At 59.3% G+C, this 26,753-nt stretch carries 24 protein-coding genes; 15 read left to right on the top strand and 9 right to left on the bottom strand.

Annotated features, from left to right (window positions below):
• Nucleotides 1-211: 211 nt before the first annotated feature.
• On the bottom strand, nt 212-1,540 hold the full coding sequence (locus BHU62_RS12130) for an HdeD family acid-resistance protein (protein WP_073532238.1): 1,329 nt from the start codon (nt 1,538-1,540) through the stop codon (nt 212-214).
• Between the two features lie 552 nt (nt 1,541-2,092).
• Complete coding sequence (locus tag BHU62_RS12125) at nt 2,093-3,043, bottom strand: alpha/beta hydrolase (RefSeq protein ID WP_073532237.1); 951 nt, start codon at nt 3,041-3,043, stop codon at nt 2,093-2,095.
• Between the two features lie 95 nt (nt 3,044-3,138).
• Between BHU62_RS12125 and BHU62_RS12120 the strand changes: the two genes are divergently transcribed.
• From BHU62_RS12120 to BHU62_RS12085, 8 genes are all read left to right on the top strand, one after another.
• A complete protein-coding gene (locus tag BHU62_RS12120) occupies nt 3,139-3,756 on the top strand; it encodes a TetR/AcrR family transcriptional regulator (RefSeq protein WP_078062053.1) in 618 nt (205 codons plus the stop codon).
• Nucleotides 3,757-3,877: 121 nt separating this feature from the next.
• Complete coding sequence (fdhD, locus tag BHU62_RS12115; protein WP_073532235.1) at nt 3,878-4,720, top strand: formate dehydrogenase accessory sulfurtransferase FdhD; 843 nt, start codon at nt 3,878-3,880, stop codon at nt 4,718-4,720.
• Nucleotides 4,721-4,778: 58 nt separating this feature from the next.
• Nucleotides 4,779-5,696: a bestrophin family protein gene (locus tag BHU62_RS12110; RefSeq protein WP_073532234.1), complete on the top strand. Its 918-nt coding sequence runs from the start codon at nt 4,779-4,781 to the stop codon at nt 5,694-5,696.
• 33 nt (nt 5,697-5,729) lie between these two features.
• Complete coding sequence (locus tag BHU62_RS12105; RefSeq protein ID WP_073532233.1) at nt 5,730-6,692, top strand: Dyp-type peroxidase; 963 nt, start codon at nt 5,730-5,732, stop codon at nt 6,690-6,692.
• A 70-nt stretch (nt 6,693-6,762) separates the two neighbouring features.
• Nucleotides 6,763-7,872 carry a YbdK family carboxylate-amine ligase gene (locus BHU62_RS12100; protein ID WP_073532232.1) on the top strand — a complete coding sequence of 370 codons (1,110 nt, stop codon included), beginning with the start codon at nt 6,763-6,765 and terminating at the stop codon, nt 7,870-7,872.
• A gap of 95 nt (nt 7,873-7,967) precedes the next feature.
• Nucleotides 7,968-8,147: a hypothetical protein gene (locus BHU62_RS12095; protein WP_004935085.1), complete on the top strand. Its 180-nt coding sequence runs from the start codon at nt 7,968-7,970 to the stop codon at nt 8,145-8,147.
• A gap of 212 nt (nt 8,148-8,359) precedes the next feature.
• On the top strand, nt 8,360-8,956 hold the full coding sequence (locus BHU62_RS12090; RefSeq protein ID WP_073532231.1) for a hypothetical protein: 597 nt from the start codon (nt 8,360-8,362) through the stop codon (nt 8,954-8,956).
• Between the two features lie 2 nt (nt 8,957-8,958).
• The gene (locus BHU62_RS12085) at nt 8,959-9,732 is read left to right on the top strand and encodes a DUF3307 domain-containing protein (protein ID WP_073532230.1); all 774 of its coding nucleotides are present in this window, start codon (nt 8,959-8,961) and stop codon (nt 9,730-9,732) included.
• A 48-nt stretch (nt 9,733-9,780) separates the two neighbouring features.
• Here BHU62_RS12085 and mgtA read toward each other — a convergent pair whose 3' ends face one another.
• Complete coding sequence (gene mgtA, locus BHU62_RS12080) at nt 9,781-12,480, bottom strand: magnesium-translocating P-type ATPase (RefSeq protein WP_073532229.1); 2,700 nt, start codon at nt 12,478-12,480, stop codon at nt 9,781-9,783.
• A 243-nt stretch (nt 12,481-12,723) separates the two neighbouring features.
• Nucleotides 12,724-13,422: an MgtC family protein gene (locus BHU62_RS12075; protein WP_025303346.1), complete on the bottom strand. Its 699-nt coding sequence runs from the start codon at nt 13,420-13,422 to the stop codon at nt 12,724-12,726.
• A gap of 499 nt (nt 13,423-13,921) precedes the next feature.
• Between BHU62_RS12075 and BHU62_RS12070 the strand changes: the two genes are divergently transcribed.
• Together BHU62_RS12070 and BHU62_RS12065 are read left to right on the top strand one after the other, a co-directional pair.
• Complete coding sequence (locus BHU62_RS12070) at nt 13,922-16,105, top strand: glycoside hydrolase (protein ID WP_073532228.1); 2,184 nt, start codon at nt 13,922-13,924, stop codon at nt 16,103-16,105.
• A gap of 61 nt (nt 16,106-16,166) precedes the next feature.
• Nucleotides 16,167-17,552: a CoA transferase gene (locus tag BHU62_RS12065; protein ID WP_073532227.1), complete on the top strand. Its 1,386-nt coding sequence runs from the start codon at nt 16,167-16,169 to the stop codon at nt 17,550-17,552.
• Here BHU62_RS12065 and BHU62_RS12060 read toward each other — a convergent pair.
• The gene (locus BHU62_RS12060; protein ID WP_073532226.1) at nt 17,549-18,424 is read right to left on the bottom strand and encodes a LysR substrate-binding domain-containing protein; all 876 of its coding nucleotides are present in this window, start codon (nt 18,422-18,424) and stop codon (nt 17,549-17,551) included. The genes BHU62_RS12065 and BHU62_RS12060 overlap by 4 nt on opposite strands.
• A gap of 101 nt (nt 18,425-18,525) precedes the next feature.
• On the opposite strand from BHU62_RS12060, the gene BHU62_RS12055 reads away from it, so the two are divergent.
• On the top strand, nt 18,526-19,941 hold the full coding sequence (locus tag BHU62_RS12055; protein WP_073532225.1) for a pyridoxal phosphate-dependent decarboxylase family protein: 1,416 nt from the start codon (nt 18,526-18,528) through the stop codon (nt 19,939-19,941).
• 10 nt (nt 19,942-19,951) lie between these two features.
• Here the strand turns inward: BHU62_RS12055 and BHU62_RS12050 are convergent, their stop codons facing one another.
• A complete protein-coding gene (locus BHU62_RS12050; RefSeq protein ID WP_078062052.1) occupies nt 19,952-20,593 on the bottom strand; it encodes a GNAT family N-acetyltransferase in 642 nt (213 codons plus the stop codon).
• A gap of 798 nt (nt 20,594-21,391) precedes the next feature.
• Here BHU62_RS12050 and rcsA point away from each other — a divergent pair.
• Nucleotides 21,392-22,021 carry a transcriptional regulator RcsA gene (gene rcsA / locus BHU62_RS12045; protein WP_073532223.1) on the top strand — a complete coding sequence of 210 codons (630 nt, stop codon included), beginning with the start codon at nt 21,392-21,394 and terminating at the stop codon, nt 22,019-22,021.
• A 217-nt stretch (nt 22,022-22,238) separates the two neighbouring features.
• Here rcsA and dsrB read toward each other — a convergent pair whose 3' ends face one another.
• Nucleotides 22,239-22,439 (bottom strand): protein DsrB, encoded by a 201-nt coding sequence (gene dsrB, locus BHU62_RS12040; RefSeq protein ID WP_073532222.1) that lies wholly within the window; start codon nt 22,437-22,439, stop codon nt 22,239-22,241.
• A 317-nt stretch (nt 22,440-22,756) separates the two neighbouring features.
• Nucleotides 22,757-22,969 (bottom strand): transcription antiterminator/RNA stability regulator CspE, encoded by a 213-nt coding sequence (gene cspE / locus BHU62_RS12035; RefSeq protein WP_049201327.1) that lies wholly within the window; start codon nt 22,967-22,969, stop codon nt 22,757-22,759.
• Nucleotides 22,970-23,335: 366 nt separating this feature from the next.
• Here cspE and BHU62_RS12030 point away from each other — a divergent pair, with 366 nt between their 5' ends.
• The 3 genes from BHU62_RS12030 to BHU62_RS12015 all read left to right on the top strand — a co-directional run bounded on the left by BHU62_RS12030 (nt 23,336) and on the right by BHU62_RS12015 (nt 25,603).
• Nucleotides 23,336-23,713: a hypothetical protein gene (locus BHU62_RS12030; protein WP_073532221.1), complete on the top strand. Its 378-nt coding sequence runs from the start codon at nt 23,336-23,338 to the stop codon at nt 23,711-23,713.
• 510 nt (nt 23,714-24,223) lie between these two features.
• Nucleotides 24,224-24,433 (top strand): hypothetical protein, encoded by a 210-nt coding sequence (locus BHU62_RS12020; RefSeq protein WP_073532219.1) that lies wholly within the window; start codon nt 24,224-24,226, stop codon nt 24,431-24,433.
• A 162-nt stretch (nt 24,434-24,595) separates the two neighbouring features.
• Nucleotides 24,596-25,603, top strand: a complete 1,008-nt coding sequence (locus BHU62_RS12015) for an NAD(P)H-quinone oxidoreductase (RefSeq protein WP_073532218.1) — start codon at nt 24,596-24,598, stop codon at nt 25,601-25,603.
• A 44-nt stretch (nt 25,604-25,647) separates the two neighbouring features.
• Here the strand turns inward: BHU62_RS12015 and BHU62_RS12010 are convergent, their stop codons facing one another.
• A complete protein-coding gene (locus BHU62_RS12010; protein WP_073532217.1) occupies nt 25,648-26,700 on the bottom strand; it encodes an SDR family oxidoreductase in 1,053 nt (350 codons plus the stop codon).
• Nucleotides 26,701-26,753: the final 53 nt, after the last annotated feature.

Below are 26,753 nucleotides of genomic sequence, written 5' to 3'. Positions count from 1 at the left end.
CATAAACAAAACGCGAACGCGTGCAACCCCCTATCCCCCAGCGGATCGCACTTTCCCGCGTAATATAATAATTTTCTGAGCGATTTTTTTTACGTTGTCGGCTGACTTTACCGGTGTGTATGCACAGGTTACTCACTAAAACTGTGGATAACGTGAATCTGAACGGCCAGGCGGGCACTGCAGGCCCGGCCGGATGGGCGCAGCCCTGTCGTTATGGCTTGCGCCAGGCGAAAATCGCCCTGATGCCCCGCCGTAGGGTTGCTGCCCACCCCGCAGGCCGGGGATCCGCCAGCATGCTCAGGGCGCGCGCGTAATCGAGCGTCAGCCCCGGCGTCCAGGCCATGGTTTTCGCCCGTTTGCGTATTTGCACCGCCACCCAAAGTTCCGGCGTCGTCAGGATTTTACTCAACGCCAGCCAATGGCCGCGCGGCCCCCAAATCTTGCCCACCACGCCTTCCAAAGCCACTTCCAGCCCGCGCGCCACGCTGCTTGAACAGTTGCGATGCGTCAGGTTATAGGTATTGTCTTGCCGGTAAAGCTCCCAGAACAGCGTTAACCGCCTGGCGTCGTAATTTCGGATCCGCACCCGCATGGTGGAAGGGCACCAATTGCGGGATTCGGTCGCATAATCCGGTTGAAATTGCCCCGTCACGTTATTATCCGCCGTGGCCCGCAACAACCGGGCAAATTGATCCGGCGAGCGGTCAAGATCCACGGCGGGATACAGGCTGATATAAACGCCTTCGGGGGACTCCAGCGCGGCATGCCCCGTCGATATCACCCCATCTTTGTCCACGGCGGCGATATAGCGATCGATAACGGGGTGCGGCACCACGGTATTTTTCGAGGAGCCAGACGGCGTCCAGACATGCACCGTCAATGCAGGTTCATCGTCCGCAGGAGGGCCGTCCCACTCGGTTATCTGAAGCGCGGCCTTGCTGCTGCAGGCTTCTTCTGCCGCCGGGTTGCCCTGCACGGCAGGATTGACCTTCAATCTTTTGACCCGCAGCGCCAACATGACCATATTCCAGCCGCCAAATATCAGCCCCAGCCCCAAGCAATACGGCGCAGTCCCGGCGTAATGCGTCGGGTAAGGCTGATAAAAGAAAATGGCCAACATGATTTCTACCGTGCCGCCGACAATAACCAGCTTCCAATTTTTATAACGCACCACTAAGGCCGAGATAATTTGCAATAACCCATCGGCCAAAAATAACGTGCCAAAAATCATCGATAAAATAAAATTACCGTGATAGTGCCCCACCAGGATCAATATCGCCGACAGTGAGAACGCCCCGCCTTTGACATAGCGTAAGGTGCGCTGCCCGCCGATCCCCGTATGGGCGACCATCAGCGTCGCCAGGCCTTCGAGCAGCAGCAGAGCGGCGAAGGGTTTCAACGGAAAGTACGCCACGTTATCCAGCGCGTCGATAAACACGATCAGGCCGGCCAATATCCCTAACAAGCCCACCACCAACAGCCCGCGCCAGCGGTCGCGTAAATAATCCACTCCCAGCAAAATCATCACCAGCTGAACCATCGTTCATTCCCCCGGCCACATTATTCATTGCATTACGGTTTAACGGTGCCGTCTGACGCGACCGAAAACCCAATAAAAAAACCGACCGCCCGATAGCGCGGCCGGCAACAATAATGGATACCACTGAGTATAGTTTTACGTCGCTCGTGATGCCTCTTTGCTGCCGCCCAAGGCCGCTTCCCCGGCGGCATCCATTTAGCCTTGCTGTGAAGGCGATGGCGCATGGGGGAATTCAAGATAAAACTCGGCAAGAAAAGACCACGCCGAACATGCCGGCAACGGCAACTGTCGAAAAAACGCACAGCCGGTTAGCATTCATCACGGTCGCAATAAAACTGTATTTTTATACAGCGCTCCATAAAAGAAACATGTATCCGCGTTCCCTCCCCAGGTCGCGTCGGCTCGCACTTTGCGGCGTAATATAATAATTTTCTGAGCGATTTTTTTTTACGCCGGTTAACGACTTTGCCGCGCCTTGCACACACGTTATCCACTAAAACTGTGGATAACGTGGCAGGGCCGCGCGGTTCACCCAGACGGTACGCAGCCGCCCTATTTACCCGCCGCGGCGATGCAAAAGCGATACACCGCTTCAACCATCTGATCCAGACCAGGCTGTTCGAGAGGATAATGCCCGGCATTCTCGAGCATCACGGTGGTCACCGGTACTCGCCGGATGCGCCGGAGGAACCATTCGCTCAGGTGCAACGGCGTCCAGCGATCCTGCGCCGGCTGCGTCAACAGAATCGGGCAAACGTCGAAATCTTCCGGCTCAATGGCGGGCACATACTCCGCATAGGAGGCCAAAAAGCGCATCGTCACCCAGGCCCCCGCCGACGTGCTGTCAGCCAAACACGCCTTGAGCGCCACCTTGTCATTGACCAGGGCGTGCATCTTGCTCGCCAACGCCATCGGCATCGCCATACCGGCCAGCGGCGTAGCGGCCGCCAGCCGCGCCAGGGGAATGCCTAAGCGGCTCATGACCCGATTCAATGCCGTCTCGTCGCGCACCTGTTGTTCACGCTGATCGAGAAACGTCATGCCGACAATGCCTTTCACCTGCCGGTTCAGCGCCGCCACGTGATAGGTCTCCATCCCGCCGGCGCTCAGACCGTACAGCACGATGGGGCGCGCATCTTTCGCCCGTTCCGCGTCGATCAGATCGCTGCCGATCTGCACCCAGTCGTCGTAACGCACGCGCCGCCGTTGTCCGCCCGTCTGCGTCATGCCGTATCCCGGCATGTCGATGGCGATCGTCTCTATCCCCCGGCGCGCCAGCGGTGCCCCCAGAATGGTCGACATCTGCCGGCCGTTGGTGCCGACCCCATGAAACAGGATCACCTTCACCGGCGCCTCGGGGCGGCGATAAGAATCCAGGTGGATGCGGTACTGGCGCCAGGGCCACCACTCCTCTGTCGGTTCTTCCCCCGGCTGCAGCCGGAAGCTTTCCGGCAGGCATCGCTGAATGTCCTGCCAGTGAGATTGATTGGCGTAATTACCCATACGAAACCTCTCGTGAGACTTGGTTGCCGGGATGAATGTCAGTATAATCCAACAAATGTCGGATTACTAAAATACAACTTATGTCGGAAAAAGCGATGCCGCAAGCAAAAAAAAATGCGCGCGTGCCGGTTCAGGAACGCGCGGCGGCGCGCATGGCCAAAGTGCTGAGCGCCGCCGAACAGATGCTCGCCACCCTCGGGCCGGAAAAAACCTCCATTCCCGCCCTGGCGGAAGCGGCCGAGGTGCCGCGCGCCGCGATTTACCCGTTCTTCCCGGACAAGTACGCACTGTTTTCGCATCTGGCTCAGGCTCATATGGATCAACTGGCGCAGGCGCTGCTCGCGTCGGGGCTCGAAAACGCCGGCAGTTTGCACGATTGGGTGGATGCCGCCGTGGCGGCCACGGCCCGCTACTACAACGCGCATCCGGCGGCGAGCGTCTTGCTGCTGCGCGGCACATTCGCCGAGCCTGACCACCAGGCCCACGCCGCCAAAAACCTGACGATCGGCGAAATGTTCCGGGCAAAAGTACGAGACCTGCCCGAACTGGAAACGCTGCCGTCGGAGCCCGACGTCGTTCTGATCGCCATAGAATTGGCGTTCGCCTGCATGAAATATGGCTACGGGCGGGAAGGCACCGTCTCTGCAGCCATTTGCCGCGAAGCGACGCGGGCGGTCACCGCCTATCTCGGCCAGTGGCGCGCCGAGCCCTGAGGCAGGGACAAGATGGCGCCGTTTCGCCCTGTTCAAGCGCGCCATCTATGATAAAATCGGCCATCACTCATCAGACTCTATCTGACGCCGGCGCTGTATCCGCCGGCGCCGCGAAACCATCATGAACAAGCATTTAATTCTCGACGAACCCGGCGATGCCGATTCGGCCTGCCTGTCGCACCATTCGGTCTGGCAGCGCAACGATCTGGCTCAGGCGCAACAGGATTGGCTGGCGGAAGAGGTGCCGGTCGCCCTGGTGTATAACGGCATTTCCCACGTGGTGATGATGGCGACACCGAAAGATCTGGCGGCCTTCGCCATCGGTTTTTCGCTGTCCGAAGGGATCATCGCCTCCCCCGACGATATTTACGACATCCGTCAACAACCGGCCTGCAACGGCATTGAAGTGCATGTGGAACTCTCAAGCCGCCGCTTTATGCAGCTGAAAGAGAAGCGCCGCAGCCTGGCCGGCCGCACCGGTTGCGGCGTCTGCGGGGTGGAGCAGCTGCAAGAGGTCGCCCAGCCCATCGCGCCGCTGCCCTTCACGCAACGCTTCGATCTGGCCCTGCTCGACCGCGCCTTGGCGCAGCTGCAGGCGGTGCAAACGGTAGGGAAATTGACCGGTTGTACCCACGCGGCGGCCTGGATCCGGCCGGACGGCACGCTCAGCGGCGGATGCGAAGACGTCGGCCGCCACGTGGCGCTCGACAAACTGCTGGGCTACCGCAGCCAGCAGGCGTGGCTGCAGGGCGCGGCGCTGGTTTCCAGCCGCGCCAGTTATGAAATGGTGCAAAAATCCGCCATGTGCGGCGTCGAGATCCTGTTCGCCGTCTCTGCGGCCACCCGCCTGGCGGTGGAGGTGGCCGAACGCAGTAACCTGACGCTGGTGGGATTCAGCAAACCGGGGCGCGCCACCGTCTATACGCACCCGCAGCGGCTCTGGCAATCGACGACGGCGGCCTAACGCCGCCGGATAAGAATCGACTATTCTCAATAGCAGGACACCAGGAAGCCCCCACGTCATGATAATTCGCCCGAACCAGAACTGGTTTTTTCGCCTGTTCGCCTGGCACGGTTCCGTGCTGTCAAAGATCACCTTTCGCCTGTCGCTGAACGTGCTGATGTCGATAGTGGCGGTGATCAGCTACCAATGGTACGAACAGCTCGGCGTGCATTTAACCATCGCGCCGTTCAGTCTGCTGGGCATCGCCATCGCCATTTTTCTCGGCTTTCGCAATAACGCCGGCTACAGCCGCTTTGTCGAAGCGCGCAACCTGTGGGGCTCACTGCTGATTACCGAGCGATCCCTGCTGCGCCAAATCAAAAGCCTGTTGCCGGACGAACCGGCAGTGCATCAGAAGGTCGCCAAACTGCTGATCGCCTTCAGCTGGAGCCTGAAGCATCAGCTGCGCGCCACCGATCCCACCGCCGATCTGTACCACAACCTCACCAGCAAGGAGCTGGCCGAGGTGATCGCCAGCCCGATGCCGACCAACCGCATCCTGCTGATGCTGGGCCAGGAGATCGGCAAGCTGCGCCGCCAGGGCCTGCTGAGCGACATCACCTTCGAGCTGCTCGACAACAAGCTGAGCGAGCTGTCCCACGCCCTCGGCGGCTGCGAACGGCTCGCCAGCACCCCGGTGCCGTTCGCGTATACCCTGATCCTGCAGCGCACCGTGTACCTGTTCTGCAGCCTGCTGCCGTTTGCCCTGGTGACCGATCTGCATTACATGACACCGTTTGTTTCGGTGTTCATTTCCTATACCTTCTTATCCTGGGACTCACTGGCCGAAGAGCTGGAGGATCCGTTCGGCGTGTCGGCCAACCATCTGCCGTTAAACGCCATCTGCAACACCATCGAGCGCAACCTGCTGGAAATGAACGACCAACGCCCGCTGCCGCCGCCGATGAAACCCGATGAGCACTTTAATTTGATCTGAGTTATTTCACCCGAAACACTGGAGCCGAATGCCATGAATGACAGTATCCAGCAGCCGCAAGCCGTTTTCAGTCCGGTGACGCGCCATGCCATCTTCATCGTCGCCACTCTGTCGCCCGTTCCCGCCCATCTGGCGGCGGTGCGCGCCTGGTGCGGCGACATCGCCGCCGTGGTGCGTTCGGTCGGCAAACGCGTGCCGGCGGGCAACCTCACCTGCGTCTGCGGCTTCGGCTCCGAAGCCTGGGATACGCTATTCGGCGCGCCGCGCCCTCGCCAGCTGCATCCGTTCAGCCCGATCGGCAGCGGGGAACGCGTCGCCGTCGCCACGCCCGGCGACATCCTGCTGCATATCCGTGCCGATGAAATGGATCTGTGTTTCGAACTGGCCTCACAGCTGGTCGCCAAGCTCGGGGACGCCGTGACGGTAATCGAGGAAGTGCACGGCTTCCGCTACTTCGATCAGCGCGCCATGATCGGCTTCGTCGACGGCACGGAGAACCCGGAGGGGCACGAAGCCTTCGACTACACGGTGATCGGCGACGAAGATTCGGCGTTCAGCGGCGGCAGCTATGTGCTGGTGCAAAAATACCTGCACGATATGCAGGGCTGGAATGCGCTCAGCGTGGAAACGCAGGAGAAGATCATCGGCCGCCACAAACAGTCCAACATCGAGCTGGATGAAGCGGTCAAACCGTCGTCATCACACAGTTCGTTGACCACCATCACCGACGAGCAAGGCAACGAGGTGAAAATTCTGCGCGACAACATGCCGTTCGGCCGCCCCGGTCTGCGCGAATTCGGCACCTACTTTATCGGCTACGCGCGTTCGCCGCAGCCGATCGAGCAGATGCTGGAAAACATGTTCATCGGCCGCCCGGCCGGCAACTACGATCGGCTGCTCGATTTTAGCCACGCGGTGACCGGCACCCTGTTCTTCGTGCCTTCCGCCCTGCTGCTGGAAGCGCTGGCCGACCGCAGCGGCGCCGAGCTGCATTAACCGCCTTCAGCGGCAAAGCCTCCCCCCGCGACTTATACTGAATTAACGTTGCGTATTGGGGGGAGGCACCATGCCGCTCACATTCAAGCGTTCGGAAAGGCTCTCCATCGGCACCGAAATAGAGCTGCAGCTGGTCGATGCCGAGCACTACGATCTTACGGATCGGGCCGACCGGGTAGTCAGCGAGGTCGGCGACTACCGGCGCGTTAAACATGAGCTGACTCAGTCGATGGTGGAGCTGAACAGCTCGGTGCACCACGATCTCGATGAGCTGCACGCCGAACTGCGTACCCTGACCGATACCGTCCGGCGCAGCGCGCAGCGCCTGGGCTGCGACGTTTGCGGCGGTGGCCGCCATCTGAGCAACGACTGGCGCAAGCAGGTCATCAGCGACAAGGTGCGCTACAGGCAGCTGGCCAGCCGCTTTGGCTATCTCTCCAAGCTGGCCTGCGTGTTCGGCCAACACATCCACCTCGGCGTCAACGACGGGGATGAGGCGATGTACCTGTGCCATGCGCTGACACCCTACTTTCCGCAGCTGATCGCGCTCAGCGCGTCGTCGCCACTGTATCAGGGCGTCGATACGCACTTTGCCAGCTCCCGTTTCAGCGCGCAGAATTCCTTCCCCAGCTACGGGTGCCTGGAACACATCTACAGCTGGCGCGAATTCAACGCCTACTACGAACGTCTGAACACCGCCGGCGTGATTGAAAGCGTCAAGGATATTTATTGGGATGCGCGGCCGAAACCGGAACTGGGCACGGTAGAGATCCGCATCTGCGATACGCCGCTGCGTATCGCGCACGCCGTGCTGCTGGTCGGCTACTGCCGTCTGCTGGCTGATTTTCTGTTGCAGCGCCGGACGCCGATCGCGCCGGAATACGATGCCTTCACCCACTACAACAAGATCAACGCCTATCACAGCGGTTTCGCCGCCGAATACGTCGATCCCGCGACGCTGCGCCGCTGCAGCCTGACCGCCCATATCCTGCACACCCTCGAGGCGCTGAGCGATTTCGCCGAACGGCGGGAGGATCGGGCCGTGCTGCAGGCAATCGATCGCCATGTCCGCCAAGGCATCAGCGATTCGGAGCATATCCGCCAGATGCTGCACAACGGCCTGCCACAGGCTCAGGTGATCAAACGCCTGTGCGATGAGTTGTTGCAGCCGGCAAGTTAAGTTTCGGCTATCGATTCCATACGCCAAAGCCGCTGTTCATTATGTGCTCTTTCGCTACAATCGTGAGCACTGGCATTCACCGTATCGAGGTCACCATGTACAACTTCTCCCGCTATCAGGCAAAAGAACTGGCGCTGGCTTACATGAGCGGAAAAAAACACGATCTGTCGCCGCAAGAGTTTTTGCAGCAGCTGAAAAGCAGCGAGCGATCGTTTGAGCACCTGCTGAAACACGGCAGCGAAATGCCGCGCGACGTGCTGGTCAAAAGCTTCTGAACGGCCGGTCGCCGGCCATTTTCCCTCTACGCCGCCGGTGGCGAGCCTGACAGGCCCGCGCATTCCCGGCCGTTCATCCCCTCTCCTCACGCCACCGCGTTTCGTACTCACAGGCGAATACTCTATAAATTCGCATCAAGAGGCGAATTGTTGACATATTCGTATCTAGGTGCGAATTTATAAACACCCCTCTGCAAACAACGGAACACGCCATGCCGACGCCAGTCAGCGTAATCAGCGGCGATCTGGTCGATTCCCGCCGATCAGACACCGTCAACTACCTCAATGGGCTGCACAGCCTGCTCGGCCAATTGCAGCGCGACGGGCGGCTGCATCAGGTGGAGATTTTTCGCGGTGATGCCTTCCAGGCGCAGGCCGCCCCGGAAGACGGGCTGCTGCTGGCAGTGTATATTCGCCTCGCGCTACGGGCGATGGGCGCCGCGCACTGGGATGCGCGCATCGCCGTCGGGCTGGGTAGCCAACGGTCCGACGCCGCCGGTTACGGCAGTGCCTTTGTCAACTCCGGCAGCGCGCTGGACGCCATGGCGAAAAATTGCCGGCTGGCTCTGAAAACCGACAACGTTCGGACAAACGCCATTGTCAGCGATCTGCTGCCGATGTTAGATCATGTGATTGGCCGTCTGTCGCAGACCGAAGCGCGCATCGTTCAGGCAAGAGTTTTCGCCGACAGCGGCGCCGCCGTGGCGGACCAGCTGCAAAAAGCCGCCTCCACGGTCTCCGCCGCGCTGAAACGCGCGGCCTACGAGGAAATCATGCGGTTTATTCACGCCATTAACAGGATCGTCTGACTATGGATCTGACCTATGCGCCTTTGCTGGCCTGGCTGTTGATCGTCCATCTGCTGGCGGATTTTCCGCTGCAGCCGCTGAGTTGGGTAGAGGATAAAATCCAACATCGTGCGCGTTCGCGTTTTCTGGTGTTGCACGCGTTGCTGCACGGGGTGTTAGCCGCCTGGGCGGTGGCCGGTTTCGGCCTGTTGCACGGCGGGCTTTCTTCGCTTCAGGTGCTGGCCAGCCTGCTGGTCGTCGCCATCAGTCACTACCTGATCGATTTGCTGAAAGTCACCGCGCTGACCCGCCTGAGCCAGGCCCGCAGTTTCCTGCTCGATCAGGGATTGCATCTGGCGGTGATCGCCTTGCTGTGGCTGGGGTTGACGCCGAATGCCGCTGAACTGCTCGCCGCGCTGGGGCGGCAACTGGGGAGTTGGCAAACCGGTCTGGTGCTGGTGGCCTACAGCCTGATTTATCTGCCGATGAGCATTCTGATCGGGCAGCTGCTGGCGCGCTGGACGCCGCAAATGCCGCCTTCCGCCAAGGCCGACAACGACTCGCTGCTGCGCGCGGGCAAACAAATTGGCTATCTGGAGAGAACGCTGATCCTGACCTTTGTACTGCTGGGGCAAATCCCGGCGATCGGTTTTTTACTGGCGGCCAAGTCCATCTTCCGTTTCGGCGATCTGCGCCAGAGCGACGATAAGATGCGTACCGAGTATGTGCTGCTCGGCACGCTGTTTTCCTTCACGTTGACCATCATGCTCGGCCTGCTGGTCAACAAACTGCTGTAGCGGTACAGGGGCGAAGCATTTCGCCCCTGAAGTGAACGCCGAGGCGGCTTACAGCCACTCGCCGAAGCGGCGGATATAGAAACGTTTCATCATCTGCGCGACCACGCAGTAGCTGACCAGCGTAGCGGCCAACCACGGGAAGTATTCCCACGGCAGCGGTTGCAGGCCAACCAAGGCGCCGAGCGGCGAGAACGGAATATAAATGCCGAGCGCCATCACCAGCCCGGTAGTCAGCAACACCGGCAGCGCCGCGGTGCTCTGAATAAACGGGATCTTCTGGGTGCGCAGCATATGCACCACCAGCGTTTGCGACAGCAGCCCTTCAATAAACCAGCCGGACTGGAACAGCGCCTGGTGTTCCACGCTGTTGGCGGCAAACACGTACCACATCAGCGCATACGTCGTGATATCGAAGATCGATGAGGTCGGCCCAATCCACAGCATAAAGCGCCCGATGTTTTTGGAATCCCACTTGCGCGGCTTGCGCAGGAACTCTTTGTCCATCTTGTCCCACGGCAGCGACAGCTGGGAAATGTCGTACATCAGGTTCTGGATCAACAGGTGGATCGCCAGCATCGGCAGGAACGGGATAAAGGCGCTGGCCACCAGCACCGAGAACACGTTGCCGAAGTTGGAGCTGGCGGTCATGTTCAGGTATTTGATGATATTGCCGAAGGTCTCGCGCCCTTTGATCACCCCCTCTTCCAGCACCATCAGGTTCTTTTCCAACAGGATGATGTCTGCCGACTCTTTGGCGATGTCGGTACCGGTGTCGACCGAGATCCCGACGTCGGCGTCGCGCAGCGCCGGCGCATCGTTGATGCCGTCACCGAGGAAGCCGACGGTGTGGCCATTGGCCTGCAGCATCTTCAGCACCCGCGATTTTTGCAGCGGCGTCAGCTTGGTGAACACCGTGCGCTGCTCCACTTCACGCGCCAGTTCTTCGTCATTCATCTGTTCAATGCGCAGCCCGGAGAGCGGTTCGCCCGGCTCCAGCCCCACGTCGCGGCAAATCTTGCAGGTGATCACCGGGTTGTCGCCGGTCAGCACCTTCACCGTCACGCCGTTTTCCTGCAGCGCGGCGATCGCCTGCTGCGCGCTCTCCTTCGGCGGATCGAGGAAGGTCAGCAGCCCTTGCACCACCATGTCGCGCTCGTCGGCCACGCTCAGCGGTTCGGCCGGGCGTTGCGCATCCAGCTCGCGCGTCGCCAGCACCAGCACGCGGAAACCGTCTTCGTTATACTCGCGGGCCAGCGCCTGCAGCGCCGCACGGCGCGCTTCGTCCAGTTCCAGCGTCTTATCGCCTTCACGCACGTGGGTGGCGATCTCCAGCATCTCCTCCACCGCGCCCTTACAGATCAGCTGCTGCTTGCCATTCTCATCCGCCACCACGATCGACAGACGGCGGCGCACGAAATCGAACGGCAGCTCATCCACCTTGCTGAAACGCCCCAGGGCTTCAATTCCCGGTTTGCCGCGGCCGAAGCGGATCACCGCCTGGTCCATCAGGTTCTTCATGCCGCTCTGATGGAAGCTGTTCAGCCAGGCCAGGTGCAGCACCTCGTTATCCCTGGCACCATTGACGTCGATGTGGTGCTCGAGAATGATGCGATCCTGGGTCAGCGTGCCGGTCTTGTCGGTGCAGAGCACGTCCATGGCGCCGAAGTTCTGAATAGCGTTCAGGCGCTTCACTACCACCTTGCGGCGCGACATGGCGATCGCCCCTTTTGCCAGGTTGGAGCTGACGATCATCGGCAGCATTTCCGGCGTCAGGCCGACCGCCACCGCCAGTGCAAACAGTGCGGCCTCGCTCCAGTCGCCTTTGGTGAAACCGTTGATCAGCAACACCACCGGTACCATCACCAGCATGAAGCGAATCAACAACCAGCTGACGCTGTTCACCCCGCGATCGAACGCGGTTTGCGCCCGCGAACCGACGATCGACTTGGCCAGCGAGCCGAAGTAGGTGCGCCCACCGGTCGCCACCACTACCGCCGTGGCGGTGCCGCTGGCAACGTTGGTGCCCATCAGGCAGATGTTGGCCAGTTCAAGCAGCGCGTTCTCGCTGGATACTTCCCCTTCGCTCGACTTCTGCGCCACGTTGCCCATGGCATCGTATTTCTCGATAGGGATCGCTTCGCCGGTCAAAATCGCCTGGCTGATGAACAGATCGCGCGAGGCGATCAGGCGCACGTCGGCCGGCACCATGTCACCGGCGGAAAGCTGAATGATATCCCCCGGCACCAGTTCGCGAATCGGCACTTCCAGCGTCAGCGGATGCGCGCTGTAGCTGCTGCGGCGCAGTACCGTGGCGGTGGTGCGCACCATCGATTTCAGCGCTTCCGCCGCTTTGTTGGTGCGGTATTCCTGCCAGAAACGCAGCAAACCGCTCAGCGTGACCATGGTCAGAATGATAATGACGCCGGTGAGTTCAGTTTCTTCACCGCTCTGGAGCGGCAGCCAATAATCGGTAAAGAAACTGATCGCAGCCAGCACCATCAGCACGAAGATAAACGGGTTGTTGAAGGCCTTGATCAGCTGGATCAAGGCATGCGGCGCCTTGTCGTGGGCGACCTGGTTGGCGCCGAACTGTTCCAGCCGCTCATCGGCGTCGTCCTGGGTCAAGCCGTTGCGGTTGCATTTCAGGTTCGCCAGCGTTTGGGCGATGCTGTTGGCCGCCTCTTCCGCAATGGCGTAAGTCACCGCGTCTTTATCACGGCGACGCGTTCTTTCATTAATTTGAGTCATAACGCTATTCTCTTATTTTCGTTCTGCGCACAGGGAGAACCCGCCCGATAAACAGGTGACTCTGCACAGATTGGAATTTTTTAATTAGCGTGACTGAATAGCGTGATTACCCTGTCAGCCACGCAGAAATCATTTCCCTTCCGGGGTCATCGTCCATAACGCCTCCTTAATGCTCCGCGTTATTCAGGCGCACCCGAATAAACCTGAACATATAATCAAGTTAGTAAATATTTATATAATTAATCAGACCGGTAATTCGGACGCGACGCGCCAGCGAACGGCACTCACGCTTTTTTCCAGGCTGACGCGGCAGACAATACCCTCAATTTCTTTTTGTGCAGCCGGCGTGGCGGTAATTTCAGCGCACACTTCCAATTGCCCTGGGCTGGATATATCGGCGCTGCGCAAGGATTGCAGCCGCAAGGCGACGCCGTTCAGCGCCTGCAGAATCAGGGTGCGCACCAAAATTTCATCCTGCTCGCCGCAGGTCACCTGAATGCGGTAGCACAGTTCCAGATCGGTTGCCTGCTGATGCGGCTGCAGGTTGATGCGCTGTGCGGCTTCGCGCAGCAGGATATTGGCGCACAGAATCACCAGCGTGGCGACCACCGCATCCCAATGCTGGCCCAGCCCGCACAGCACGCCGATCCCCGCCGAACACCACAGTGTGGCGGCGGTGTTGAGGCCGCGAATGTTCAGCCCTTCACGCATGATCACGCCGGCGCCGAGGAAGCCAATGCCGGACACGATCTGCGCGGCCACGCGGCCGGCGCTGGCCGGATCGGTGGACATCGAGCTAAGAATAAAGACCGCCGCGCCGGTCGCCACCAGCGCATTGGTGCGCAGGCCAGCCATGCGTTGGCGCCATTGGCGTTCGGCACCAATCACCGCACCCAGGCACATCGCCAGTAATAAATTTAAAACGAAAGGAGTCATAGCCATGACTTTCCCCTTAATTAACCGCAGGAGATAAAATCATGTGCTGTTTAGCACACGCGAAATCGCGCTGAAAATAAATCAGCGAATCAGCGTGTCGTGCCTGGAGGGAAAAGGCTGTGGCTGCAAAATACCATAATAACGTCCAACTCAACTCACCTGAAACCGTCAGGCATCAGGAAACGTTTTTTATTCGGGTATGCACAGCTCAGAAATAACTGGAGAGGGGTGCCGCCCGCCGATAACGGCAAGCAACAAATCAGAAGAGGATTAGTCAGCTTGCCTTATTTTTTTATTACAACTGCAACTGTCCAATTGGGTTTCTCCGCTGAAATTTTGGCTGAGTATAGTGACGACGGTTAATGAAGTAAAGGCTAATTTATTAAACGGAAATTAAACTGGAATATGTCGATTATATTCCGATGTCACAAATGGGGGGCAGAGACGTTGGGATACGGCGCGCTTATCGGTAAACTGCCCTCTTTCATCCTTCAAGGACGCCACGATGAAACAACGGCTTTCCCCGTTTGCACTCGCGCTGCTCGTCAGCTTTCCCGCCGATGCCCTGCTGCTGCGGCAAGGCGATGTACAATTTGAACTCGATCCCGCCACGCTGCGCATTACCGCAGGCTCTGTGCCGGTCAATCTGGCGCAACCCGCGCAACAGGTGGCGGATCTCGCCGAGTCGCCGCAGCAGGCCAGCTGGCGATGGCCGCAAAGCGCGGTAAACGTCAGCGCCCGTCTGGCAGGCGGCGATCTGCGCCTGAGCTTCAGCAGCGATCGGCCGCAAACCCTGAACTGGTACCGTCTGCCGCCACAGGCGGAGACCTTGCTGCTGCCGATCGGCGAAGGCAGCCGCATCCCGCTGGACAACGCGATCTGGCGCAATTACCTGACGGCGGAAATGACGCCGCTGGATACCAACTGGGATCTGAAACTGCCGCTGTGGAGCCAGCAACAGCAGGGCAAGGTTTACAGCTGGCTGATGTTGACGCCGTTCAGCAACCGGGTCACCTTCGCCGCAGCGCAGGAAAAGCTGGAGATGCGCACCGAGCATCAGTTCAATCGCTTTAATCAGCAACAGGCGTTCGAGGTGCTGCTGCACGTCGGCGACACGCCGCTGTCCGGTGCCCGCCGCTACCGCGAGGTTCTGCAGCAAAGCGGCCAATTCAGCAGCCTGCGCGAAAAAATAAAGCAGGCGCCCGCAGGAGAGAAGCTGATCGGCGCCACCCATGTCTACCTGTGGGGCGACAAATTGCTGGCGGCGGAAGATGTCAAAGATTGGCCAGGGCTACTGCACTACCTCGCCTCTCCCGCTGCCGAAGCGCTGCGGCAAAAGATGGATGCCGAAAGTAGAAACACCCTGCAGCGGCTGGCGGGAAAAGCACCGGAGGGCTGGCAGCAACAGCCTCTTATCGACGGCATCAACCAGGCGTTGACGGCGCAAATTCCGCTGGGCGCCACGCCGGATGATGCCGATTTTCTGCAGGCGCAGCAGCGCCAGGCCGCCGCGGTGCGGGCGCTGGCGCAACGTCAGTTGGGACGCTGGTTAACCCCGGCGGACAGTTGGGGGCAAGGGTTGGCCAAACCGTTGATCGACGCGCTGCGCCAGACCGGCTTGCCGCGCCTGTGGCTGGGCACCGACAACTGGACCGCCGCCTTCCTGCACCCGCAGGCGGTGGCCGCCGCCAAAGCGGCCGGCTATCTGATCGCCAGCTACGACTCCTACGATACCGCCATTGCACGCGGCATTAACGACAGCTGGCTCACCGCACAACTGCCGACGGCGCTGCGGGAAACCTGCGCCATCGTGCGCGCCGACGGCAGCAAGAAGCCCGGCTTCGGCAAACAGGGTTACTACCTCAACCCCGGCTGCGTGCTGCCCTATTCTCAACGGCGCATGCGCGAGCTGGTGCAACTGGCCGGGTTGAATAGCCTGTTTCTCGACGTGGACGGCACCGGCATGGTGTCCGATGACTATCAGCCTGACCACCCGACCGGCGCGGCGCAGATGGCCGAGGCGCGCAACGCCCGGCTGGCCTGGTTCAGCGCCACCCTGAAGTTGCCGCTCGGCTCGGAGGACGGCAACGCGGTGACCGCCCGCAGCCTGATGTTCGCCCACGGCATGGAAACCTGGGGATTCGGCTGGGGTGACAAACAGATGAATAAGGATAAATCCTCGCCTTATTATCTCGGCGCCTGGTGGCCCAACGCCCAACCCGCGTTTTTCTTCCGCCCCGCCAAGGTGAAGCAGCCCTATCGCACGGTCGAATTTGATCCGCGTTACCGCCTGCCGCTGTACCAGGCCGTTTTCCACGATGCGATCGTCAGCAGCCACCACTGGAATTACGACAATCTGAAGTTCAGCGACGTTCAGGCCACCCGCAGCCTGCTCAGCCAGCTGTACAACACCGCGCCGATGTTCCACCTGAGCCGCGCCACCCTGGCGGCCCGCTTGCCGGCGATCAAACGCGCCGACGCCGCCTTCCGGCCGCTGCATCAGGCACTGTGGGACAAAGCGCTGACCGACTTCCGCTGGCTCGATCGGGATGGCTGGGTGCAACAGACGACGTTCAGCGACGGCTCGACGCTGACCGCCAACTTCAGCGCCCAGCCTTTCGCCGGGGTGGCGGCCCACAGCTTGCGCGCCAAACTGGCCGACGGCCGCACGCTCGAGGTTGCGCCTTAGCAAGGTCGCCGGCGGTGGGCTACGCTAGGCTATGTTTCCGTCTATCAGCTAGGAGCGGCCAATGACGCCTCTGATCCACACTCTGCTCGACGAGATTTGGCACAGCCTGAGGCAACGCCCCGCGCCCTGCGACCGGCTAATCATAAGCGGTGCCGGCGCATTGCCTTCGGCTTTTCCCGTCACCGAATTGGCTACCGCCGCCTGGATCGCCGCCGGATTGGCCTGCGCCGAGTTGCTTCGCCGCGAGGGCGCCGCCGCGCCACAGGTTTGGGCCGATCAACGCCTGGCCTCGCTCTGGTTCGGTTGGACATTGCGTCCGCTGGGCTGGACGTTGCCGGCGGCCTGGGACGCACTGGCCGGCGACTACGAGACGGCAGACGGCTGGATACGCCTGCATACCAATGCGCCGCACCATCGGCGGGCGGTGGAACAGGTACTGGGCCAAGCATCGGATAAAGGCTCGCTGGCGGCGCGCGTGCTGAACTGGAAAAAAAGCGAGCTGGAGCAAGCGGTGATCGAGGCCGGCGGCTGCGCGGCCCACATGCGCTCGGCGGCCGCATGGCGTCAACATATTCAGGGCAAGAGCGTGGCGCTGGAACCGTTGATCCACGCCTCTCGGCAGCCGGAAGCGCCGCCGCCGGGCTGGCCGCTGCCCGTCGCCCGGCCGCTGCACGGCGTGCGGGTGCTGGATCTGACGCGCATTCTCGCCGGGCCGGTCGCCACCCGTTTTCTCGCCGGTCTGGGTGCCGACGTGCTGCGCATCGATCCCTACGGTTGGGATGAACCCGGTATCGAACACGAAGTGATGCTGGGCAAACGCAGCGCGCGCCTCAACCTGACCAATGCGCACGATCGCCATACTTTTGAACACCTGCTGAAAAACGCCGACGTGATCGTGCACGGCTATCGCGCCGGTGCGCTGGAGAAGCTCGGCTATGGCGCGGAGGAAAGACGCGCGTTGGCGCCGGGCCTGATCGACGTCTGCCTGAATGCCTACGGCTGGAGCGGGCCGTGGCGCACCCGCCGCGGTTTCGACAGTCTGGTGCAAATGAGCTGCGGGCTGGCGGAGGCGGGCATGATTTGGCGCAGCGCCAGTTTGCCGGTGCCGCTGCCGGTACAGGCCCTGGATCACGCCACCGGCTATTTAATGGCGGCAGCGGTGCTAACCGGTATGGCGCAGCGCCTGAGCGCCGGCACCGGCTACTGCGCCCGGTTGTCGCTGGCGCGCACGGCACAATTGCTGTTGGCGCATCCCTATCCTGCGCATTATCGACCGGAACCTTTGACGCCGGCCGGCCCCGCCGACGAGGATCCGGAAAGCGAGCTGACCCACTGGGGGGCGGCGCAGCGCCTGCAGGCACCGCTAAGCCTGCAAGGCACCGCGTTGCAATGGACACTGCCGGCCACTGCGCTCGGCACCTCGCAACCGCAGTGGCTGCGCCGCTAGACCGTCGCCAACTGCTGCTGCAGCCACTGCAGTAAGCGTTCGACCGCCGGCGTCAGCCCGGCGGTCTGCGGCCACACCAGATAAACGTCGTCATCGCTCAGGCGACAGGGCGCGGCCAGCGCCACCAGCCTCCCCGTGTCGATCGCATCCTGCACCAGCAGCTTTTTCGCCAGCGCGATGCCGAACCCCTGCTCTGCCGCGCGGATTAACAACCCGGCATCGTTGAACAACGCCAGCTGCCGTCCGCCCACCGGGCAGCGCTGCGTCTTGAACCACTCACGCCAGGGGGTAACGTCGTGTTCCAGCAACGGGATATCTCCACCGCTCTCGAACGCTGTCCGCCACAGCCGCGCCATATCCGGCGAAGCGACCGGCAGCACGTCACCCGGCGCGATGCGCTGCGCCTGCAAGCCCGCCCACTGGCCACCGCCGATGCGGATCGCCGCATCGAACCCACGCAGCGACAGATCCTGCAGCGCCAGCGACGCATCGATATCCAGCGCGATATCGGCACAGGACTCGTGAAATGCCGGCAGGCGCGGCAACAACCAGTAATGGGCGAAAGACGGCAGCACGCTAATGCGCAACGTTTGGCTTGCTCCCGCACGCCGGGCGCGGGTGACACCCTGCTGCAGCGCCTGCAACGCCGGCTCCACCGCCGCCAGCATTTCCCGCCCGGCGGCATTCAGACGCAAACCGCGCCCGCGTCTTTCAAACAGCGGGCAACCAACCGCCTGCTCCAGCAGCTGAATTTGCTGACTGACCGCGCCGTGCGTCAAATGCACCTGCTGCGCCGTAGCGCGCAAATTCTCCAACCGGGCAGCGATCGCGAAGGTCGGCAAGACATGCAAGGGAATGCGTTCACTCATCATTGGTTAGCCAGATTATCCAAAAAGGCCATTTTTCATCGATTTTGACCAGAGTGCAAATACGCTATGTTTCCCCCATCATCCCTGACATTCTCGGAGCCACCATGCACCCGCGTTTACAACAGGATCTCGCGCAGTTTCCACAGATCCTCGACCACACCCGCCAGCTGGCGGAAGATTTTCTGGCCGGACTGGAACAACGGTCCATCTGCCCACCGCTCGCGCAACAGCAGCTGCAACCGGGCGACGATCGGTTGGTGGAAAACGGCGAAGGCGCCCTGGCGGCGCTGGATGATTTTTGGCAACGTTATCAGGCAGGCCTTTCCGCCAGCGCCGGCCCGCGCTATTTCGGCTTCGTCACCGGCGGCGGCACCCCGGCGGCGGTCGCGGCGGATTGGCTGGTTAGCGTGACAGACCAAAATAGTCAGCTCAGCCATGATACCGTCGCCGCCGCGATCGAGCTGGCCGCCGTGACGCAGCTGAAATCCTTGCTGGGCCTGCCGGAAACGTTCAGCGGCAGCCTGGTCAGCGGCGCGACCATGGCCAACTTCACCGGGCTGGCCATCGGCAGACAGTGGCTGGGCCGGCAGCAAGGTGTGGATATCGCCAGGCAGGGCCTGGCGGCGCTCGGCCCTATCCGGGTATTGGCGGCCAATCCGCACTCCAGCAGCGTGAAAGCGCTCAGCATGCTCGGCATCGGCCGCGAGGCGTTGACGATCGTCGCCAGCCTGCCGGAGTCTGAAGCCATGGATATGGCGGCGCTGGAACGGCAGCTTGCCGCCGGCGAAGGCGCGCCAACGCTGGTGCTGGCCAGCGCCGGCACGGTCAACACCGTCGCCTTCGACGATCTGCCAAGTCTGCTGGCGCTGCGGGAACGCTATCCGTTTTGGCTGCATGTCGATGCGGCCTTCGGGGGCGTGGCGGCCTGCTCACCGCTGTACGCCCCGAGGCTCGAGGGCTGGCAGCATGCGGACTCCATTACCGTCGATGCGCACAAATGGCTGAACGTGCCTTATGACAGCGCGATCCAACTTACCCGCCATCTGGATCTGCAGATGCAGGTATTTCAGAACCATTCGGCTTATCTGGAGGCGCCGACGCTGCGGCCGGATAACTATCTGCACCTGACGCCGGAAAATTCGCGACGCTTCCGCGCTCTGCCACTCTGGCTGACGCTGAAAGCTTATGGCCGCAGCGGCATACGGGATATCGTCGAGCGCAACGTCACATTGGCGCAGGCGTTGGGGGCGGCGCTGATGGCGGACGACGGTTTCCATCTGCTGGCGCCGGTGAATTTGAACGTGGTGTGCTTCGCGCTCAGCCGCCCGCAGGGTGACAGCGAGGCGGCACGCGATCGTTTTATCGAGCGTCTTAACCGGCACGGCGTGGTGCGTTGCACCCCGACGTACTATAACAATCAGCCGGGGATCCGCGCTGCACTGGTCAACTGGATGACGGAGGAACAGGACATCCGGCTGGCGCTGGGCTCGCTGCGTCATTGCCTGGCGGAGAGCGCGTAAGCATCGGGCGTTATCCGAGTTGGAAGGCCTGCAAACGCCGCCCTTGCCGCCCATCATCGCCGATGTTGTCCGGCGACAGCCAGGCGTCAAACGCTGTGCGCAGCGCCGGCCACTCTCCGTCGACAATCGACAGCCAGTCGGTGTCGCGCGTGCGCCCTTTGACGACGACCGCCTGGCGGAAGGTGCCTTCGTAGCGGAAACCAAAACGTTCAGCCGCCTGGCGCGAGGGCAGATTGAGGCTATCGCATTTCCATTCGCAGCGCCGATAGCCAAGATCGTCAAGCAGATGCCGCAGCATCAGGAAAATCGCCTCGCTGCCGAGCGCGCTGCGCTTCATCAGCGGCGACCAGTTGATGGTGCCCAGTTCAGCCACGCCGTTGGCGGGATCGATACGCAAAAACGCGCAGGTTCCCACAGCACGGCCGCGGGCCCGATCGATCACCACCATCGTATTTCTGTCGGCACTGGACGCCTGAGCCTGGAGATAACGCTGGAAATCATCGCGCGTCTGCGGCCGCTGCCAAAACAGATAGGTCCAGTCGCGATCGTCCTCCGCGCTTTGATAAGCCTGATAGAGTTCATCGCCCCAGCGCTCGATGTTCAGCGGTTCCAGACGGCAAAACCGCCCCTGTAATAGCTTGAGCCCGGGCATGCCTGCCGGCTGCCAGCGATCGAGGGCATCACCTATCGGCTGCCCATATTGATTCCGTCTCACCGCTACGTCCTGTTTTTAAAAGGGGGAGATGCAAAGTAAAACCAACGCCGGCCTGAGACAACTCCGACCTGCCAGTGGGCTCTGCTTGCCAGGCAAGCAGGGCGATAGTTTAGAAAAATCACTCAATCCCCATTAAGCATTCACAAAAATGATTTCAAATGAAATAAATATCCATATAACCCATTGTAAAACGGTGATTTATAGCAACAATTAAGCTACACATTTTGGTCATAATGTTAACTTTTGTTTGTTGGCACGATAAAAAACAGAGTGATTATCATTATCATGAAAGCAAAAAATAATTATATAGCCATGATTTTTATATATAAAATAAAAAGACACTCACAAAGCTCACTTTTTGAGCGACCAAAAAATGTGCTCAAAGTCTTCAAAAAAACAACACATGAATTTTTTTTAAGACTTTTCCTAGCAAACTAAAATTTTGTTTCGTGACATGATGAGCAGAATCAAGACGAGAGATGCCTACAGGCGCGGGCGCCAAGCGCAAATCAGCCTCATCCTGCCGAAGCCAGGCAACCAGCAGAACGTACTGACTTAAGCTAAACTTATAGATTCATGTGATTAATAAGTTTAGTATGAAAATATCATTGAGTGCCGCCGCATTTATTGATAGAACACACGCTACACTGAATCATTGCTTCATTTTTTGCCTTTCGGCTTTTTAGGCTTTTTCTCATATTACCGCAGTAAAACGGATTTAAGTGGGGGTGCGATATGCCAACGATCATTATGGATTCATGTAGCTATACCAGATTGGGTTTAACCGACTATCTGACTTCGCATGGCGTGAAGAAACGCCATATTAACGCCATCGGGGATATTGACACCCTGCATGAAAAATGCAGCAAGTTGAATCCCAGCCTGGTGTTTATTAACGAGGACTGCTTCATCCATGAAGCAAACGCCACCGAGCGAATAAAACGGGTGATTTCGCTGCACCCGGATACGTTATTCTTCATCTTTATGGCTATTACCAATGTACATTTCGACGATTATTTATATGTTCGTAAGAACGTCATTATATCGTCAAAATCCATCAAACCAGAGACTATGAATCAACTACTTAGTCACTATCTCGAGAAAAAATCCCTGCGAACGGAGAAATCCTCTCTGGATCAAACGCCAGTGACGTTGAGCCAGACCGAATCAAACATGTTGCGCATGTGGATGTCCGGTCAAGGCACCATCCAGATATCAGACCAGATGCAAATAAAAGCCAAAACGGTCTCTTCCCACAAGGGAAACATCAAGCGAAAAATAAAAACGCACAACAAGCAGATCATTTATCATGTTGTTCGTTTGACCGACACGCTGACCAGTGGAATATTTGTCAATAGCCGTTGAACAACAGAGAACGCCCCCACTCTGTTTTGCCAGCCGTTAAATACCCGGCAGTTATTTAATCCGGATATCGACCGTTGGAACAACAAAAAAACACCTGCTGCGTTATCCCCCCTCTAGCGCAACGGGTATTTTTTATCATTGATAGAATAAATCCTATCGCAATGAAATAGTCTCATTATGGACAATTTCATTAGCAAATTAATGAGGCTAACCCAGGTTACCGCCCCTGTTCGCGACAGGGCTCTACAAAAGTGCCGTCACGGCTGTCGATCTCATTAAAGAACCATACTCCCGCCGGGTAGTCCTCAAGAGCAACCAGGTACATGGTGCCCTCGTTGAACACTTCTACGGCCAGTATCACGCCTTCACGCCGCGGGCCACCGTCTGTTTTTACCGTCACCCGATCGTTAACCTGCATACCCTTTCCCCTTATTTGTGATTGATGTCAGTGTATTACAAAACCAAGGGAGAAGGACACCGCACCGGCGCAGTCAACCTTTGCTATCAGCGTAGCAGTCAGCGGGATTTTCACTTTCTTGACATTTTGGCCGCAGAATCTTAAGCAGGCGTCGCGTAGCCTGTTCTCAGGCGCTTCCCCCCAGAGAGGCGCTCGCAAATGAAGAGTAACAAGGAACTTTTGCCCGCAGACTTGCGGGCTTTTTTTTGCGCAGGGCCAAGTTGCGGGCACAAAAAAACCCGCCGCAGCGGGTTTTTTAAATCAGCGATAAATGCCGATTAGATAGCGGTAACGTTAGCCGCAGATGGACCTTTCGCGCCGTTCTCGATAGAGAACTGTACGTTCTGGCCTTCAGCCAGGGTCTTGAAGCCTTGATCCTGGATAGCAGAGAAGTGTACGAATACGTCTTTGCTGCCGTCTGCAGGGGTGATGAAACCAAAACCTTTAGCTTCGTTGAACCACTTCACTTGACCTTTGATCAGGTTAGACATGTCTAATTTCCTTCAATAATAAATGTAAGCCGCCATGGGCGATGTAGCCGGTCATCAGTTACTTATGGAGGCACTGGAAAGGAAATTCGTCAGAGAAGGGCTATCCGGGATAACGCTTTAAATTTGAACTACTTTACTCAAAATGTCGTGCATAAATAGGTCTGTACCACAGGCCGGCTATCATTAACTCATGAGCGGGCGGCAATAGCAACCCTTTTCGCCACGCAGCGCCGTTAACCGCTGTCGAACGCACAGGATTTGACCCCTGCGCACCGTTATGCGGCCCTTGCCTCCACGCGACTAATGATAGTAATTATCGTTACGCTGTTTTATAGTTGCCTGACGTAATCATCCAGGAGATTTGCCATGTCGAGATGGCTCACATTGCCGACCATCAGCCGCGCCGTCCTGCTGGCCGTTGCGGCTTGTAGCGCCCCACTTGGCGCGCTGGAACTGAACTATCATCCCCCCGATCCCAGCGTCGCCCCCGCCCCCAAACCTCCCGCACCGCCTGGCCCAGCGCCAAAGGCGGCCAAACCGCCGGTGACCTGGGCAGAGGCGCGAGACAAAAGCGGTTTCAGTGTCGGCATCGAGTGCGATCACCCTGGCTGCAGCAAACCGCGTGCCAAACCCTATCCAACGCATGATGGTCCGGTAAAGAAAACCGATCGGCGCCGTCAATCCGATCCTTATTCCACCAATCAGGATCCCGATTACAACATTCAGCTGGGCTATGATTGGTAATGGCGCTTTCGGAGTAATGCCTATATCAACCGCCACCGCCGCTGCTTAGAATAGCCTCAGTTCACCACTCCTCCTGGTGTTGAACACAACAAGCTGTGTTGCAAATTTTTATGCGCCTCCCTATAGGCGCTTTTTTTTTGTTCATCCGTCATGACGCCGCTCCCGATTACAGATTGGTCTCATTGCCCCTCAACGTGATGAATGTCACAAATACCCCTCCTTGCCATTCTTATTCGGAGGTAACGTTCATGGCTACAGGATCCCTTGCCCTCCTGGCCGCATTGGCCGGCATTGCGGGTTACGCGCTCTATAAGCACTTTAAATCTCAAAAGAAAAGAGCTTTTGTTCGCCTGCACGATCGCTAATCGACAATGCACTTCCACAGCGAATGTGCGGGCCACCGTCGGCTGCGCATTCGTTACTGTCATGGTTTCATCACAAAATTGTCACAATACAGCCATATGATGATCCGCGATTATCCGCACTGGCTTAACACCAAGGATTTCGCCCATGACCATAATTAAAGCTGCAAACCATCAGGAAGCAGAACAGCTGATCCGTGCCGGAACAGCCAAGAAAATCGAGCTGGCCTACGATATCGACAGCGACGATTTCTTCCAGCTTGCCAGCCTGTGGTGCGATAAAGGCGCCAAGATCTCCAAAGGGAAAGAACACTTTATCGTGTCGTTGAAAGGGTTCCGCATCCCCCCCAACGATTGACGCCATGCCGCCCATCGCGGCGGCTCTCCCCCTTTTTCCTCGCAAAACCGCTCTATTCGACCACGCGCTCCTCATTCGATTTCGCTAAGCTAACAGCAGACTTTACTACTGCGGACAGTATCCGCCTGGATAGCCGTACCCGCCACGATGAGGAGAGTGACAATGTCAGCAAAGGCACCGCTGCCCGGCAGCATGAAGGCGATTGAGATCAGCCAACCGGGCGCCCCCGAGGTTCTGGTCGTCACCCAACGTCCATTGCCCGTACCGCAAGCGGGTGAGCTTCTGGTGAAAATCGCCGCCGCCGGCGTTAACCGTCCCGACGTGCTGCAGCGCCAGGGCAACTATGCGCCGCCGCCCGACGCGTCGGACATTCCCGGCCTGGAAATCGCCGGTGAAGTGGTGGCTCTCGGTGAGGGCGCGACGCGCTTCGCCCTCGGGGATAAGGTCTGCGCCTTAATCGCCGGCGGCGGCTATGCGGAGTATTGCACCGTGCACGAAAGCAATGCGCTACCGGTACCGGCGGGCCTCAACCTGACCGAGGCCGCCGCGCTGCCGGAAACCTTCTTCACCGTTTGGGTCAACGTGTTCCAGCGTGGGCACCTCAAAGCCGGGGAAACCGTGTTGATCCACGGCGGCACCTCCGGCATCGGCACGGTTGCCACCATGCTGGCGAAAGCCTTCTGCGCGCAGGTGATCACCACCGTCGGTTCTGAAGAGAAACGTCAGGCCAGCCTGGCGCTGGGCGCCGACGTCGCGATTAATTACCGCAGCGAAGATTTTGTCGCACGCACCAAAGAAGCCACCAACGGCAAAGGTGCCGACGTGATCGTCGATCTGATCGCCGGCGATTATGTGGCCAAGAATTATCAGGCCGCGGCGATGGAAGGCCGCATCGTACAGATCGGTACGCAACATGGCGTGGTGAAGGAACTCAACCTGATGCCGCTGCTGTTGAAACGCCTGACCCATACCGGTTCGACGTTACGCTCGCGCAGCGTCGCGGACAAAGCGCAGATCGCCGCCGAACTGCGGGAGAAAGTTTGGCCGCTGCTGGCACGCGGCGTGCTGAAACCGCAAATCTTTAAAACCTTCCCGCTTGAGCAGGCTGCCGCCGCGCACGCGCTGATGGAGTCCAGCGAACACATCGGCAAGATCATGCTGACGTTCTGACCCTTTCCCCCGCCGCCCGCGCAGCGGGGGAGCCTTGGCCGATTTCAGGGAATGACGCCGCGGCGGCGGAACTCGTCGAACAGCGAGAAAAACATGGCTTCGGTTTCGACAAACGAATGGAAACCGAAGCGCCGCGCCTTGCTGCCGTCGGCGAACATGTCGTAGTCCCAGGAAAAGACGAAGTCGGCGAAACGCCAGCCGGCCACCGCACGATAGTCCGATTCGGTCAATTGATGCCGTTGCACCAGCTCCCGCCACAACGGTGCTTTGTCCGCCATCATGCTCTCCAGCGTCATCGGCAGCGGCGGTGCGCATTCCATCCCGAAGTAAGCGGCGATTTTCGGCCACATCTCGCTCCAGCGGAACAGGTCGCCGTTGTTGATGTTAAACGCCTGATTGGCCGCCGCCGGTTCGGTCGCCGCCCACAGCGTGGCGCGCGCCAGCAGCCCGGCGTCGGTCATCTCCAACAGGCTGTGGTAAGCACCCGGTTTACCGGGGAAACGCAGCGGCAACCCGAGCGCTTTGCCGATCGACGCATACACCGCGATGCTTAACGCCAGGTTCATCGGATTGCCGAGCGAGAAACCGCCCACCACGCTAGGGCGAATGGCGCTCCAGCGCCAGCGCTGACCGAGTTGGCGCTGCTCCAGATACTGCTGCTGGGCCACGTTAAACTCCGGCGGCATATGCCCGGCGTCGCTTTCACGCGCCGGGGTTTTGAACGGCCCCAAATGGGCGCCATACACCTTATACCCCTGCATCAGGCTGATATGTTCCAGCGACGGCGCTATCGGTTCCAGCCCTTCAACGACGTGTTGCAGCATCTGCAGGTTCGGCGCCACCAGCCCCGCCCAATCCGGTGCATCCTGATAGGCGGCATAGAAAACGTGACTGATGGTGGTCAGCGGCCGCAGCGCGTCGCGCGTCGCCGCCTCATCCAGCAAGTCAACGTTTAGGTGACGCACCCCAGGCGCCTCTTGCCCGCCCCGGCGCGATACCCCCACCACCTGCCAGCCTTGCCCGGTCAGCTCTTCAATCAATCGGCGTCCGATCACGCCGTTGGCGCCGACCACTAACGCCTGTCGCTTTGCATTCATATTGCCACTCCTCTGGTTATCGATGTCCTGAGTGTCATTAATTAGAAACACTT

It is taken from the genome of Serratia marcescens, from assembly GCF_001902635.1.
Classification (GTDB): Bacteria; Pseudomonadota; Gammaproteobacteria; order Enterobacterales; family Enterobacteriaceae; genus Serratia; species Serratia marcescens_F.
The sequence above is the reverse complement of the archived record's forward strand: the minus strand, read 5'-3'. Positions and strand labels throughout refer to the sequence as shown.